Consider the following 14,277-nt stretch of genomic DNA (forward strand, 5'->3'; position numbering starts at 1 on the left):
TCCACTTCACGCACGTGCGCAACCTGCGTGACATCCTCGCCGAGACGGTAACGGCATGCATCAGGGCGTGGAATCACCGGAAAGAGCGCCTCTTCGCCGGGCGTGTGCCGGCGGTCCGTCAGCGGGAGAGCAGCTCCAGGGTGTCGATGACGCGGTTGGAGAAGCCCCACTCGTTGTCGTACCAGGCGACCACCTTCACGTGGCGGCCGTCGACGCGGGTGAGGGCCGAGTCGAAGATCGACGAGGCCGGGTTGCCGGTGATGTCGGACGACACCAGCGGGTCGTCGGAGTACTCGAGGATGCCGGCGAGCGGCCCCTCGGCGGCGGCGCGGTAGGCGGCGAGCACCTCGTCGCGCGTGACGTCGCGGGCGACGGTCGTGTTGAGCTCGACGATCGAGCCGACCGGCACCGGCACGCGGATCGAGTCGCCGGACAGCTTGCCGTCGAGGCCCGGCAGCACCAGGCCGATCGCCTTGGCGGCGCCCGTCGTGGTCGGCACGATGTTGACGCCGGCGGCGCGGGCGCGGCGGGGGTCGCGGTGCGGGCCGTCCTGCAGGTTCTGCTCCTGCGTGTAGGCGTGGACCGTGGTCATGAAGCCGTGCTCGATGCCGGCGAGCTGGTCGAGCACCGAGGCCAGGGGCGCGAGCGCGTTGGTCGTGCAGGAGGCGTTGGAGACGATCGTGTGCAGCTCGGCGTCGTAGGCGTCGGTGTTGACGCCGAACGCGAGCGTGACGTCGGCGCCGTCGGACGGGGCGCCGACGAGCACCTTCTTCGCCCCCGCGTCGATGTGGGCCCGGGCGGCCTTGGCAGAGGTGAAGCGGCCGGTCGCCTCCAGGACGATGTCGACGCCGAGTTCGGCCCACGGCAGCTGTGCCGGCTCGCGTTCGGCGAGCACCTTGATGCGCCGGCCGTCGACCACCAGGACGTCCCCGTCGACACTCACCGGGCGGCCGAGCCGGCCGGACGTCGTGTCGAACGCGAGCAGGCGCGCGAGGGCGGCGGGCTCCGTGAGGTCGTTGACGGCGACGACCTCGAGGGCGCTGTCGCGCTCGAGCAGGGCGCGCAGCACGTTGCGTCCGATGCGGCCGAATCCGTTGATGGCGATGCGAGTCATGAATGGTGTCCCTTCGTTTCGCCCCCAGGCTCGCGCGCGGCACCCGCGCGGGACAGCGGCGTGATCGCCACGGTTCGCAAGGATCTCGCCACCGGACGGCACGGGACGCCGGGCGGCGCGGCCGCCGGGCCACGGCGCCCGGGTGAGGCCGGGTCACTGCGCCCTGGGTGTAGCCGGGTCACTGCGCCCTGGGTGTAGCCGGGCTACTCGCCCTGGGTGAAGGTGCGCCGGTACTCGCTGGGGGTGGTGCCGAGGATGCGCTGGAAGTGCAGTCGCAGGTTGGCGCCGGTACCGAGACCGACGTCGGCGGCGATCTGCTCCACGCTCCGCTCCGAGCGCTCCAGCAGCTCGCGTGCCAGGTCGATGCGGGCGCGCATGACCCACTGCATCGGCGTGTACCCCGTGTCCTCGGCGAACCGCCGGGAGAACGTGCGCGGCGACACCGCCGCGTGCCGGGCCAGCGACTCCAGGGTGAGGGGCTCGCCGAGCCGGTGCAGCGCCCACTCGCGGGTGGCGGCGAACCGCTCGCCCAGCGGCTCGGGCACGCTGCGCGGCACGTACTGCGCCTGGCCGCCGCTGCGGTAGGGAGCGGCGACCAGGCGTCTGGCGGCGTGGTTGGAGGCGGCCACGCCGAGGTCGCGGCGCAGGATGTGCAGGCACAGGTCGATGCCCGAGGCGGCGCCGGCCGACGTGAGCACGCTGCCCTCGTCGACGAACAGGACGTTCTCGTCGACCTTGACCAGGGGGTGGCGCGCCGCCAGCGCCCGCGTGTAGTGCCAGTGCGTCGTGGCCCGCCGGCCGTCGAGCAGGCCGGTGGCGGCGAGCGCGAAGGCGCCGGTCGAGATGGCGGCGAGCCGTGCCCCGCGCCCGTGCGCGGCGATCAGCGCGTCGACGACGTCCCGCGGCGGGTCGTCGCGGTCAGGGAACCGGTATCCGGGGACGAAGACGATGTCGGCCCACTCCAGCGCGTCGAGACCGTCGGCGACGTAGTACGACAGCCCGTCCCCTCCGGTCACCGGGCCGGGCGCCGCGCCGCACACCTTCACCTCGTACGGCATGCTCCGGCGCGTCGTGAACACCTGCGCGGGAATGCCCACGTCGAGCGGTTTGGCCCCTTCGAGGACGAGGACGGCGACACGGTGGAGACGACTGGCTGACACGCCGACCAGGGTACGAGGACCCGGCGGCCCGCCCTGTCGCCGCCGGGAACGGCGGTTCGGACGGGCCTGCCGGGTTACCCGTGGTCATGCACACACATTGTCACCCTTCAGAGGTGAGCATCATGGCAACATCTCCCAGGTCATCGATGGAGACGCATCCCGACATCGTCGACATGCGGCTCCGTCACGAGATGGCCGAGCGCACCACCAGCACGCCCCGGGGGCAGGCCGTCGAGTCGCTGGCACTTCTCACCGGCCTGTACCTCGCAGCGTCTCCCTGGATCGTCGGCTTCAACGGCATCACGACGCTGGCCGTCACCAACCTTCTGGTCGGCATCGGCTACGCGCTGACGATGAGCGGGTTCGGCCGTGCCTACGAACGCACCCACAGCATGGCCTGGGCGGCCTGCGCCCTGGGTGTGTGGACCATCGTGGCGCCCTGGGTGGTGGCCGGCAACGCCAGCACCACCAGGACGATCATAAGCAACGTCATCACGGGTGCGGTGGCCCTGCTGCTGGCGCTGGCCGCCAGCGCGGCGGTCCGGGCCGCGGAGTCGAGCGGGACACGGCGGAGCAGGTCGAGGCCCTTCGCCCCGGACATCGAGTGATCGACTGATCGGCTGATCGAGTGCTCGGCTCATAGGCTGTTCGGCTGATCGCCCCGCCGGACCGTTCACGCCCGGCCGCCGGGCCGCGGCGGCCGGGCGCAGCCGTGCACGGACAGACACGCCGACGAGCCCGGTCACGGGCGCCGGGCGGTTTCTCGTGCGCGGGGACGCGGGAGCGGGTGAGGGCCGCGGACCTCCGTGGCCGGGCACACGGGTGCCGGCCACGGAGGCGGAGGTGTCCGGCCGTACTACGGCACGGAGGGCAGCCCTCGCCGGCGCCGCGTCAGGAGGTGCGGCGCGCGCGGCGGGCCATGACGAGCGCGCCGGCTCCGAGGGCGACCACCACGGCCGCGCCCCCGGCGATCGCGCCGACGGGGGCGCTGGAGCCCGTCTCGGCCAGGGGCGGCCCGCTGTCGCTGGGCGACGGCTTCGGCGTGGCCGGCGGGTTCGACTCCATCGGCGGCACGTCCGAGTCGGTGGGCGGGGTGGTGGACGGCTTGGGGGTGGGCGGCGCGGTCGTCTCGGCGGGGGGCGTGCTGTCCGCGGGGGTGGTGGGCGTCGCGGGCGTGCTCGGCTGCGTCTCGGACGGGGTGGGCGAGTCGGGCGTGCTGGGGGTGCACTCCTTCTCGCCGCCGTTCCACGCCGCGATGAGGTGGTACGGCGTGACCACATTGCCGGGCTGGTACGGCACGGGACCGTGGCCCTCGCCCGTCTTGCCGTCGTAGGTGACGTCGTCGCCGTACAGGTCTATCTGGCCGTAGCAGTCGGGCGACTTGACGGTCAGCTTCTGCCAGGTGCGCTTGGCGTCGTCACCGCCCGCGACGTCCGCGGCACCGAGGTAGACGGTGGCCTTGTCGACCAGGGTCTGGTGGCCGGAGGTGAACCAGTCGGGGCCCTCGGTGGTGTACTCGGCGAGGGACACCGGGTACTTGCAGTCCTCGGCCACGTTCTGGCCCGGGGCCAGGCGGACCTCGACGGTTCCGGGCACGGTGTCCCAGGCGTGGAATCCGCCCTGCGATGTCCAGTCCGCTCCGACGACGTTCCCGTCGGCGCCGACGATCCGGTACTGGACCGTGGCGGACTGGCACTCCGAGCCCGTCGTGGCGCTCGCCGTGCCGGCTCCGGCGAGGGGCACGACGGCGGCGGCGAAGGCGGTCGCCACGAAGGCGGCGGCGGTTCTCGACTGTTGCGTACGCGACAAAGTAGCCCTCTGAAGAAATGGGGGGTGTGGGAGGTGGCATGCGTGGGGGCGGGCGCGGGCCGACCATGGCGGGGCAGCGCGACCGAACCACTCACGTCGCTTCGCTCATGGAGTCACGGCGAAGCGAGCTGAATTCTTGTCACCTTTCACAACTCCCGTCAATCCTGCACCAGTCGAGCACTTGCGGAAGCTGTTCCACCGCGAGCCGGAGGGATGGCAAGATCGCACCCATGGGTGACGAGCGGCACGGGGACGACTGGCGCGGTGACCGGATCGGCAGCGCGCTGCGCGGCACGAATCCGACGGTGCTGCGGAGGCTGGACGCCGGGTTCGCGGTGATCGGGGACGTCCAGTTCCTGCCGGGCTACTCGGTGCTCCTGGTGGACGATCCCGCCGTGCAACGGCTCTCGGACCTCCCCCGGCCCAGACGGTCGGCCTTCCTCTCCGACATGGACCGGCTCGGCGAGGCGGTCGAACGTGCCTGCGCCCGCCTGGACCCCGCCTTCCGCCGCGTCAACCTGGAGATCCTGGGGAACACCGATCCGTTCCTCCACGCCCATGTGTGGCCGCGCTTCGCGTGGGAGCCGGCCGAGCTGGCGGGCAGGCCCGTATGGCTGTACCCGCCCGAGCGGTGGCGCGCGGCCCGGTACGCGCTCGGCCCCCGGCACGACGCCCTGCGGGGGGCCATCCGCGAGGAGCTGGACCGGCTCACGGCCGCCTGACACGGCCGGACGTGGCCGCGTACACCGCGCCGGCGGGGCCGGCCCGGCCCGCCGCCCGCGGAGGATCCGGGGGACACTGAAAGCCCGGAGGAATGGTGGCCCCATGCCGAAGGGCGGAAGGTCCCTACTGCGTGACGCGGGGCGGACGGACAGTGGAGGCCGGCCGCGTTCCAGACCGTACGGAGTCCTTGATGAGCAAGCAGGCCCAGTCACCGCCGCCCGGCGACCGGCCGACGCCGACCGCGCCGCCGCCTCCGCCTGCCTGGCGGCACTGGCTGTGGCCGCTCGCGATCATCCTCGTCATCGGGATGTGGGTGGCGTTGCCGAGGCTGGGCTCGGTCCGGTCGGAGAAGACGGAGCTGACCTACACGCAGTTCGTCGACGACGTCGACCACGGCAAGGTCAAGTCCGTCACGATCGACAGCGACGGCAAGGCCAGCGGCACCCTCACCGACGGCGACGGCTTCACCACCGTCGTCCCGGTGCAGCTCGCCGGCGACCAGTTGCTGAACCGGCTGGAGAAGAAGAAGGTCGAGGTCACGGCGTCCCAGCCGTCCTCCTCGCCGTCGTTCGGCTCCCAGCTGCTGTCGTGGGTCCTGCTGCTGGGCCCGTTCCTGCTGATCGTCTGGTTCTGGCGGCGCCTGTCGAAGGGCGGGGCCGCGCAGATGAGCGGGGCGCTGGGCGGGGTCGGCAAGTCCAAGGCGAAGGTGTTCGACGCGGAACGGCCCAGCACCACGTTCGCGGACGTCGCGGGCTACGAGGGCGCCAAGGCCGAGATCGCCGAGGTCGTCGACTTCCTGCGGCGGCCCGAGCGCTACCGCCGCGCCGGGGCCATGGCACCGCGCGGTGTGCTGATGGTCGGCCCGCCCGGCACCGGCAAGACACTCCTGGCGCGCGCGGTCGCGGGCGAGGCGGACGTGCCGTTCCTGTCGGTGGCCGGATCGAGTTTCGTCGAGATGTACGTCGGTGTCGGCGCCGCCCGCGTTCGGGACCTGTTCGCCGAGGCCCGCAAGCGCGCCCCCGCGATCGTCTTCGTCGACGAGATCGACGCGCTGGGCGGCCGGCGCGCCGCGGCCGGCTCGGTCGTCTCCAACGACGAGCGTGAGCAGACCCTCAACCAGCTCCTGTCCGAGATGGACGGGTTCGAGGCGTCCGAGGGCATCGTCGTGCTCGCCGCCACCAACCGGCCGGAGATCCTCGACCCGGCGCTGCTGCGGCCCGGGCGCTTCGACCGCCAGACCGTCATCCCGCTGCCCACCCTGGCCGAGCGCGCCGCGATCCTCGCCGTCCACTGCAAGGACAAGCGGCTCGGGCCGGACACCGATCTGGAGGTGGTGGCGCGCGGCACGCCCGGTTTCTCCGGCGCCGACCTCGCGAACCTCGCCAACGAGGCCGCCATCTTCGCCGTGCGCGGCGGCCGGGAGATCCTCTCCGCCGGGGACTTCGACGCGGCCCGGGACCGGATCCTGCTCGGCCGGCGCGAGGGCTCGAACGTCCTGCTGCCCGCGGAGAAGGAGGCCGTCGCCGTCCACGAGGCCGGGCACGCGCTGGTCGCCGCGCTGTCCCCGAGCGCGGACCCGGTCGCCAAGGTCACCATCCTGCCCGCCGGGCAGGCACTCGGCGTCACCGAGCAACTGCCTCTGGTGGAGCGCCACTTGTACGGGGAGGACTACCTCACGCAGACCCTCGCGGTAAGGCTGGGCGGCCGCGCCGCCGAGCTGGTCGTGCTCGGCCAGGGATCCACCGGGGCCGCCAACGACCTCGCGGGAGCCACCGAGCTGGCCACCAAGATGGTGCGCGAGTTCGGGCTGTCGCCCGAGGTCGGCCCCGTGGGGTACCCGCAGGGCGGCTCGGTCTTCCTCGGCGGCTCGGGCACGCCCATGAGCAGCCGCCCCTTCGCGGAGGCCACCCAGGCCGCCATCGACGGCGAGGTGGCCCGGCTGCTGCGCGAGGCCGAACGGCGGGCCATCGGCCTGCTGACCGAACACCGCACGCAGCTGAGGCAGTTGGCGGACGTGCTGCTGGTCGAGGAGACCGTCGACGGGTCGGCCGTCTACCGGCTGCTGGGCACGGAGGCCCCGAGTGCGCGTCCTACGGGCGAGACCATCGCGCCGCGCCGCGTGTCGGTGACCGAGGAGGCGTCCGCGCACCGAAGCGGCCACGCGCAGGCCGGAACCGAGCCCGCGCCGGGCCGGAACCGGTCCGCCGACCGGTCGTCCGCGTCCGGCACGGCGGCGCACGCGCAGCCCACCCCCGGACCGGACCCGGGCCGGAACCGGCCCGGCCCCCCTCCGAAGGCCGCACCATGACACGCCCCGCCCACCCCGGCCCGGCCCCCGGCAACCCGGACCCCGGCAGCCTCACCGGCCCCGCCCACCCCGGCCCGGCCCCCGGCAACCCGGACTCCAGCAGCCCCAGCGGCCCCGGGCACCCAGGGCTGGCCCACGGGAGCCCGGGCCCGCGCCCTGGCCGGCCCAGCCCGGCCCCCGGCAACGCTGACCCCGGCAGCCTCACGGGCCCCGACCACGCCACCGGCCCCGACGACGCCGGCCTGGACCGATACAGCCCGGACCCGAGCCCCGGCCGACTCAGCCCGAACCCCGGCGACCCGGCCCCTGGCTGCCCGACGGGCCCCGGCCGGCCCAGCCCGGCCCCCGGCAGCCCGGAGTTCCGCAGCCCCCGCCGACCCGGCCCCACCCACCCCGGCGCAGAGATCCAGGGTCCCGGCCGTCGCACTTCCGGCGGCCGCGGGAGACCACCGGGGGCCCTACGACGCCGACGGTTGCCGGGCGTCGTGGGCGCCGTCCGGCCCGCACCGGCCGCCGCCGGGAGCCGGCCGCTGCGCCCGCCGCCCACTCGCTGCGCACCACCGGGACGATGAAGACGCCGGGCGGGGAGACCGGACGGTGTCCGGAGCCGCCGGACGCCCCTGGCTCCGCGTCGGCCCGACCGCCCGGGGCCGTGGCGTCGGCCGGACGGCCGCGGTGGCAGGTGTGGGCCTGGTGGGCCGGCCTGACGGCGTTCGTCGCCCTCGCCGCCGTGGCCGCCGCCTCGCACCGCCACGAGCTGTCCGGCGCCTCGGAACTCCTGACCCACGTCAGCCCGGTGAAGCTGACGGTGGCCGCGGCGCTGGAGGCGGCGTCGTTCCTGGCGCTCGCGTCCCTGCAGAGGTGGCTGCTGCGCCGGGCCGTGGTAAGGCCCGGCCTGGGCACCATGACGGCCTTCGTGCTCGCGGCCAACGCGATGGCCGGTGTCATCCCGGCCGGCAGCGCCCTGTCCGTGGCGTGGGCGATCCGCCAGCTGCGCCGTCGGCAGATCGGCCTGGCGCTGGGCGTCGCCATGCTGGCCGTGTCCGGCGCCCTGTCCGCGCTGACCCTCGCGCTGCTGCTGGCCATGGGCGCGCTGGTGGCGGACCCCGCCGGGCCGGCGCCGGGACTGCGCGCCGTCATCCTCATGTCGGCGGCGGTACTGGTCACCGTGACCGTGTCGGCCGTGGCGCTCACCCGTTCGCCCACTGCGCGCGGCATGATGCGGCACGCCGGGAACCGTGTCGCCGGGAACCGGCCGGCCTGGCGCCGGCTCGGGAAACTGCTGTCCGAGGTGCAGCACCAGGCCGAGGGCATCCAGCCCGGTCTGCGGCACTGGGGCCGCCCGTTCACCCTGGCGTCGCTGAACTGGGTGTGCGACGCCGCCGCCCTGACCGCCTGCCTGTGGGCCCTGGACATCGACGTGCCGTGGCGGGGCCTCCTCGTCGCCTACGGACTGACCCAGATCTCCATCAGCCTCCGCCTGACTCCGGGCAGCGTCGGCATCGCCGAGGCCAGCCTCGGCACGCTGCTCGTCGTCCAGGGCCTGCGCGCCGACCAGGCGATCGCGGCGGCGCTGCTGTACCGCATCGTCAGCTTCTGGATGCCGCAGCCGATCGGCTGGGCGAGCTGGCTCCGGCTGACCCTGCGCACCCCGCACGGTCCCACCGCCCGCTGAGGCGACGGGCCGGGGATCAGCGCGGGCCGAGACGCATCTCGCGGGGGCTCACCCCGAAGCGCCGGCGGAAGGCCGTGCTGAGCGCGCTGGCGGAGGAGAAGCCCGTGGCGTAGGCCAGTTCGGTGATCGTCATGTGCGCGCAGCTGGCGCACTGGAGACGGTCGCGGACCAGACGCAGGCGCTCCTCGCGTATCAGGTCACGCGGAGTGGTGCCCGCGCGCTGCAGGGCGAGCTGTATCTGGCGCAGGGACCAGCCGAGCGCGTGGGCCATGGAGGTACCGGTGAGCCCGGGGTCGGCGGCGTGGGCGCGGACGTAGCGGCGCACCATCGCCTCCACCTGGGCGAGGTGCCCCGGCGCCTCGGGGCGCTCGTCGCCCACGACGAGCATGCACAGCAGATCGACGACGCGGTCGGCGACGGCGTCGAACTCCGGGTCGGTGAGCGAGTACCGCTCCTCGTACATGTCGTTCAGCACGGACTTCACCACCCGGCCCAGGCCCTTGGTCAGGTCGACGCCGGCGGCCATCGGCGACGTCCGGCTGAGCCGTCCGTCGATCTCGCGTGCGGGGACGGTGAAGATGAACGCCCGGACGGAGGCGTCCTGCAGGCACTGGAAGGGCGTCTGGAAGTTGAGCAGCGTGCCGGAGCCCGGGCCGACGACCGCCTGCTCGTCGTCGTAGCGCATGACGATCCGCCCGCTGAGCGGGACCAGGAAGCGGTAGTCCTCGTCGGGGTCCTGCCGTATCTGCTGCAGGGTGCGGTGGTACTCGATCTCGTCCGACCGGTATCTGACCAGCTGGTAGGTGTTGCTGCGCTGGCGGACCGTCTCCCCGTGGAAGTCGTCGAGCCGCGCGTACCGGTAGCCCATCCGGGACTGGTACGACGCGATGTGCTCGCTCCAGAAGTCGGCCCTGTCCTGCGCACCCACGTCAACCGTGGTCTGCTCTTCCACGACGTAGCTTCCCGCGGGCAACGCACCCCTCCGTTGCGGCGTGTGGCGACGACACGCACAGGCAAAGCTCTGGCCCATGCGAATACCGAGAGTTACTTGACGGCAGCCTAGTGCAACTACCCACCCGGAAAGCACCCCCGGAAGGACATTGGCATATGCCAAAGGGAAGTCGGCCGGCCCGACGCGTCCGCCTGGGCCGAACGGGGCCGGAGGCACCTGGGGGACCGGAGGGCGTGGGGGACCGGGGGACGCTGGGCCCCCGGTGACACGTGGGACCGGTGGGACCGGAGGGACCGATGCGTCCGGCGGCAACTTCCGTTCGCGTACCGACAAGTACGCCCGTCCGAGGCGCCGCTAGCGTCATGCGACCTGTCAACCCATACCCATGCCCGCCACAGAGGACTCCATGACCGAACAGATACCGGAGGCGGTGTCGTGGTGCCTGGGCCTGTGCCTGTGCGCCGTCACCGTGCTGCTGGTGCGGCAGCGCGGCATCACCGCACTGCAGCGCCGACGGAACGCCGAACTGTCGGACGGCCTGCGGGCACGCGACGAGGAACTGCGCCACCTGGTGACGGTCCGTCTGCCGGCCATCGAGGACGTCTCACTCCGGCCGGCCCCCGCGACCGGCCCGCTGGACGGCCGCCTGGACGGCACGGACTTCGCGAAGTGCCTCGACGCCGTACTGGAACGCTTCTCCCAAGCCGTCGAGCACGCCCAGTCCCGCGCCGACCAGTCGGCGAAGGCCGCGCTGAAGGCGTCCATGCGCTCCATCCAGGCCCTCGCCAACGAGCAGCAGGTGTCGATCTCCGAGATGCAGGACCGCCACGACCACCCCGACGTGCTGCGCGATCTGCTCGAGATCGACCACACCAACGCCCAGTTCGGCCGCCGCGCGCAGGCCATCGCCGTTCTCTGCGGCTCCTGGCCGGGCCGCCAGCGCGCCACCTCCGCGCTCGTCGAGGTGGTCCGCGGCGCCACCTCCCGGATCCGCGACTACCGGCGCATCCGCGTCCACGGCGAGGTGGACATCGCCGTCGAGAGCCGCGCCGTCGAGCCGGTCGTGCTGGCCATCGCCGAGCTGCTCGACAACGCGGCACGCCACTCGCAGCCCAACACGAACGTCGAGGTCACCCTCCAGAGCGTGCACAACGGAGCCTGCGTCGTGATCGACGACGCGGGAGTGGGCATGGACGGCCGGGCGACCGAACTCGCCGCCGAACTGCTCTCCGGCAGACGGCCCGTGGACGTCACCCGGCTCGGCGACCCGCCCCGGTTCGGCTTCGCCGTGATCGGCGTGCTCGCCGAGCGCTACGGCTTCAGCGTCTCCGCCGACACCCTCTCCCCCTACGGCGGTGTCCGGGCCGTGGTGTTCCTGCCGTCCGCGCTGCTGACGCACCCGGACGCCGCCCCGCGGCCCGCGGTGACCGCCGCCGCCCCGGCCGCCCGCACCACCGGACCCGCGGCCGGCCCCGGCCCGATGCCCCGCACCGAGCCCACCGCGACGGCCGCGACAGCCGCCACAGCCGCCACAGCCGCCCGGGAGGCGGTGCCCGGTGCCGCACCGGTCTCCGACATCGACCCCGTCCGGCCGACCACGTCCGGGGGCCTGCCGAAGCGTCGCCGCCGGTCCGTCCGCGCCGACGACGCCGAACCTCCGGCCGCGCCGGCCGAGGAGGTCGGCGGCCGTTCGGCCGAGGAACACGCCCGGCGCATGGGCGCCTTCGCCCGCGGCACCCGCTTCGGCCGGGACGCCCGGCACACCACCCAGGAAGACGAAGGGAACACCCACGAATGACCGGGCCCACCAACAACGAGTTGGGCTGGATGCTGGACGACGTGCTGAAGGTGCCCGAGGCGCTGCACGCGATCCTGCTCTCCGCCGACGGCATGCTCCGCGCCTGTTCCAAGGACATCGGCCGGGACGACGCCGAGCGGCTCGCCGCGGGCCTGTCCGGCGTGCAGTCGATCAGCCGCAGCACCGCCGAGTTCACCGGCACCCCGCACACCCCGTGGCGGCAGACCCTCATCGAGTTCGCGCACGGCTACGTCTTCCTGGTCGCCGCCGGCGAGGGGGCCTACCTCGCGGTCTCCACCACCCAGGACGTGGACATGGAGGCGGTCACCTACCGGATGCACAAGCTGGTCGACCGGCTCGGCAAGGAGCTGACCAGCCCCGCGCGACAGGACGCCGGCAGTCCGGCATGACGCCGCGGCGACGCCCCGACAGGCTGGTGCGGTCGTACGTCGTCACGGACGGCCGCGCCCATCCCACCCGCAACACCCTGGACCTGGTCACCCTGCTGATCGCCGCCGACGATCTGCCGCTGGCCGGGCTGAACCCGGAGAAACGCCGGCTCATGGAGCTGTGCCGGCCGGGGGCGCTGTCCGTCGCCGAGGTGGCCGGCCACCTGGCGCTGCCGGTCAGCGTCACCAAGGTGCTGATCGCCGACCTCATGGACAGCGGCCACATCGTCACCCGCGCGCCGGTCCCGGCCGCCCGGCCGTCCGACCTCACCATCCTCCAGGAGGTGCTCGATGCACTCCGCGCCCGCCTCTGAAGACCGCTATCTGCGGCCCGGTGTGCAGACCGCCGTCAAGGTGCTGATCGTGGGTCACTTCGCGGTCGGCAAGACCACCTACGTCGGGGCGCTCTCCGAGATCCGTCCGCTGCGCACCGAGGAGGTCATGACCGAGGCGGGCGCCCTCGTCGACGACCTGGCCGGCATGAACGACAAGACGACCACCACGGTCGCCCTGGACTTCGGCCGGCTCACCCTCAACGACCACCTGGTGCTCTACCTCTTCGGCACCCCCGGCCAGCAGCGGTTCACCCAGCTGTGGCAGGACATGACGCGCGGCGCGCTGGGGGCCCTGGTGCTCGCCGACACCCGGCGGCTGAGCCAGTCCTTCGAGGTCATGGGCGTGCTGGAGGAACTCGGCCTCCCCTACGCCGTCGCCCTCAACGAGTTCGACGACGCGCCCCGGCACGAACTGCACGAGGTCCGCGAAGCCCTCGACCTGCTGCCCGAGACCCCCCTCGTCCGCTGCGACGCCCGCGACCGGATCTCCTCCACCCGGGCGCTGATCTCCCTCGTCGAGTACCTCATGACCCTCCCCGCTTCCCGGCTCCGCACGAGCGGAGCCCACGACGGCCGACTGGAGCACGTGTGAGCCCCGAACCACCCCGGCCGGCCGGCCCGCCACCGGGTTGCCCCGCCCATCAGGCCCTGCACGGGCCCGAGTTCGCCGCCGACCCGGCCGCCGTCTACCGGCGGCTGCGCCGGTACGGCCCGATCGCCCCGGTCGAACTGGCGCCCGGCGTCGAGGCGTCGCTCGTCCTCGGCTACGAGGCGGCCCTGCACGTGCTGCGCAGCCCCGAGACCTTCTCCAAGGACCCCCGCCGCTGGCAGGACCTGGCCGACGGCACGGTCCCCGCCGACAGCCCGGTCGTGCCGATGATGATGTACCGGCCGAACGCGCTGTGGGCCGACGGCGCGGAGCACCGCAGGCTGCGCGGCGCGATCATGGACAGCCTGGCCCGCGTGGAGCCGAACACGCTGCGCGGATACGTCGAGACCAGCGCCGATACCCTCATCGACCGGTTCGCGCCCGCGGGCAAGGCCGATCTCCTCGGCGAGTACTCCCAGGTCCTGCCGCTGCTGGTGTTCAACCACCTGTTCGGCTGCCCGGCCGAGTACGGCGAGCGGCTCGTGCGGGGCATGTCCGGCATCTTCGACGGGGTCGACGCGGAGCAGGCGAACGAGCTGCTCGCCACGACCCTGTTCGACCTGGTGACGCTGAAACGCCGGCAGCCCGGGCAGGACGTGACGTCCTGGCTGCTGGCGCACCCCGCCGAACTGACCGACGAGGAGATGGTGCACACCCTCGTCCTGCTCATGGGCGCGGGCACCGAACCCCAGCAGAACCTGATCGCCAACAGCCTGCGGCTGCTGCTGTCCGACGACCGGTTCGCCGGCGACCTGTCGGGCGGCAGCCTGCCGGTGGAGGACGCCCTCGACGAGGTGCTCTGGAACGACCCGCCCATGGCCAACTACGGCGTGCACTACGCGCTGCACGACGTCGTGTACGAGGGCGTCGCGCTGCGCCCGGGCCGGCCGATCGTGATCTCCTTCGCCGCGGCGAACAACGACCCGGCGCTGGCGGCCGACCAGCGCACGGGCAACCGCGCCCACCTGGCGTGGAGCGCGGGCCCGCACACGTGTCCCGCGCAGGGTCCCGCCCGGCTGATCGCGGCGGCGGCGGTGGAGAAGCTCCTGGACCGCCTTCCCGACCTGGAACTCGCGGTGCCCGCCGAGGACCTGGTCTGGCGGCCCGGTCCGTTCCACCGGGCGCTGGCCGCGCTGCCCGTGGCGTTCCCGCCGGCCGCCGTCACCGGGCCGGACGCGGGCGACGGTCCGCCGCCCGCACGGCGGGCCCCCGTGGCGGGGGGGCCCGCCCCGCGGGGGGGGGGACGTGGGGGCGCACGACACGCAGGCTGCGGATGAAGGAGATCCGGTCGGGATCCAGGCCCTG

General features: G+C 73.6%; 13 protein-coding genes. 9 read left to right on the forward strand and 4 right to left on the reverse strand.

Annotated features, from left to right (window positions below):
- Positions 1-118: 118 nt before the first annotated feature.
- Together gap and AB0G63_RS37935 are read right to left on the reverse strand one after the other, a co-directional pair.
- Positions 119-1,114 (reverse strand): type I glyceraldehyde-3-phosphate dehydrogenase, encoded by a 996-nt coding sequence (gap, locus tag AB0G63_RS37930; RefSeq protein WP_360760079.1) that lies wholly within the window; start codon positions 1,112-1,114, stop codon positions 119-121.
- Positions 1,115-1,317: 203 nt separating this feature from the next.
- Entirely contained in the window at positions 1,318-2,274 is a 957-nt protein-coding gene (locus AB0G63_RS37935; protein ID WP_360760082.1) for a helix-turn-helix domain-containing protein, read from the reverse strand.
- Positions 2,275-2,396: 122 nt separating this feature from the next.
- Here AB0G63_RS37935 and AB0G63_RS37940 point away from each other — a divergent pair, with 122 nt between their 5' ends.
- A complete protein-coding gene (locus tag AB0G63_RS37940; RefSeq protein ID WP_360760085.1) occupies positions 2,397-2,882 on the forward strand; it encodes an SPW repeat protein in 486 nt (161 codons plus the stop codon).
- A 283-nt stretch (positions 2,883-3,165) separates the two neighbouring features.
- Here AB0G63_RS37940 and AB0G63_RS37945 read toward each other — a convergent pair whose 3' ends face one another.
- Positions 3,166-4,083, reverse strand: coding sequence for an LAETG motif-containing sortase-dependent surface protein (locus AB0G63_RS37945; protein WP_360760088.1), 918 nt, complete (start codon positions 4,081-4,083; stop codon positions 3,166-3,168).
- A gap of 230 nt (positions 4,084-4,313) precedes the next feature.
- Here AB0G63_RS37945 and AB0G63_RS37950 point away from each other — a divergent pair, with 230 nt between their 5' ends.
- From AB0G63_RS37950 to AB0G63_RS37960, 3 genes are all read left to right on the forward strand, one after another.
- Positions 4,314-4,805, forward strand: a complete 492-nt coding sequence (locus AB0G63_RS37950) for a diadenosine tetraphosphate hydrolase (protein WP_360760091.1) — start codon at positions 4,314-4,316, stop codon at positions 4,803-4,805.
- Between the two features lie 191 nt (positions 4,806-4,996).
- Positions 4,997-7,114 (forward strand): ATP-dependent zinc metalloprotease FtsH, encoded by a 2,118-nt coding sequence (gene ftsH / locus AB0G63_RS37955; protein WP_360760094.1) that lies wholly within the window; start codon positions 4,997-4,999, stop codon positions 7,112-7,114.
- Between the two features lie 652 nt (positions 7,115-7,766).
- Positions 7,767-8,789, forward strand: a complete 1,023-nt coding sequence (locus tag AB0G63_RS37960) for a YbhN family protein (RefSeq protein WP_360760097.1) — start codon at positions 7,767-7,769, stop codon at positions 8,787-8,789.
- Between the two features lie 16 nt (positions 8,790-8,805).
- Here the strand turns inward: AB0G63_RS37960 and AB0G63_RS37965 are convergent, their stop codons facing one another.
- A complete protein-coding gene (locus AB0G63_RS37965; RefSeq protein ID WP_360760100.1) occupies positions 8,806-9,741 on the reverse strand; it encodes a helix-turn-helix domain-containing protein in 936 nt (311 codons plus the stop codon).
- Between the two features lie 406 nt (positions 9,742-10,147).
- Here AB0G63_RS37965 and AB0G63_RS37970 point away from each other — a divergent pair, with 406 nt between their 5' ends.
- Genes AB0G63_RS37970 through AB0G63_RS37990 form a run of 5 tightly spaced genes read left to right on the forward strand, consistent with a single transcriptional unit; the run spans position 10,148 to position 14,249 of the window.
- Positions 10,148-11,539, forward strand: coding sequence for an ATP-binding protein (locus tag AB0G63_RS37970; RefSeq protein ID WP_360760103.1), 1,392 nt, complete (start codon positions 10,148-10,150; stop codon positions 11,537-11,539).
- Positions 11,536-11,949 carry a roadblock/LC7 domain-containing protein gene (locus AB0G63_RS37975; protein ID WP_360760106.1) on the forward strand — a complete coding sequence of 138 codons (414 nt, stop codon included), beginning with the start codon at positions 11,536-11,538 and terminating at the stop codon, positions 11,947-11,949. The genes AB0G63_RS37970 and AB0G63_RS37975 overlap by 4 nt, the downstream gene beginning before the upstream one ends.
- Positions 11,946-12,302, forward strand: a complete 357-nt coding sequence (locus AB0G63_RS37980; RefSeq protein ID WP_351892986.1) for a DUF742 domain-containing protein — start codon at positions 11,946-11,948, stop codon at positions 12,300-12,302. The genes AB0G63_RS37975 and AB0G63_RS37980 overlap by 4 nt, the downstream gene beginning before the upstream one ends.
- Positions 12,280-12,915 carry an ATP/GTP-binding protein gene (locus tag AB0G63_RS37985; protein WP_360760109.1) on the forward strand — a complete coding sequence of 212 codons (636 nt, stop codon included), beginning with the start codon at positions 12,280-12,282 and terminating at the stop codon, positions 12,913-12,915. The genes AB0G63_RS37980 and AB0G63_RS37985 overlap by 23 nt, the downstream gene beginning before the upstream one ends.
- Positions 12,912-14,249 carry a cytochrome P450 gene (locus tag AB0G63_RS37990; RefSeq protein ID WP_360760112.1) on the forward strand — a complete coding sequence of 446 codons (1,338 nt, stop codon included), beginning with the start codon at positions 12,912-12,914 and terminating at the stop codon, positions 14,247-14,249. Before AB0G63_RS37985 ends, AB0G63_RS37990 begins: the two co-directional genes overlap by 4 nt.
- The last annotated feature ends 28 nt before the right edge of the window (positions 14,250-14,277 follow it).

The organism is Streptomyces sp. NPDC020996 (assembly GCF_040641355.1).
Lineage (GTDB): Bacteria > Actinomycetota > Actinomycetes > Streptomycetales > Streptomycetaceae > Streptomyces.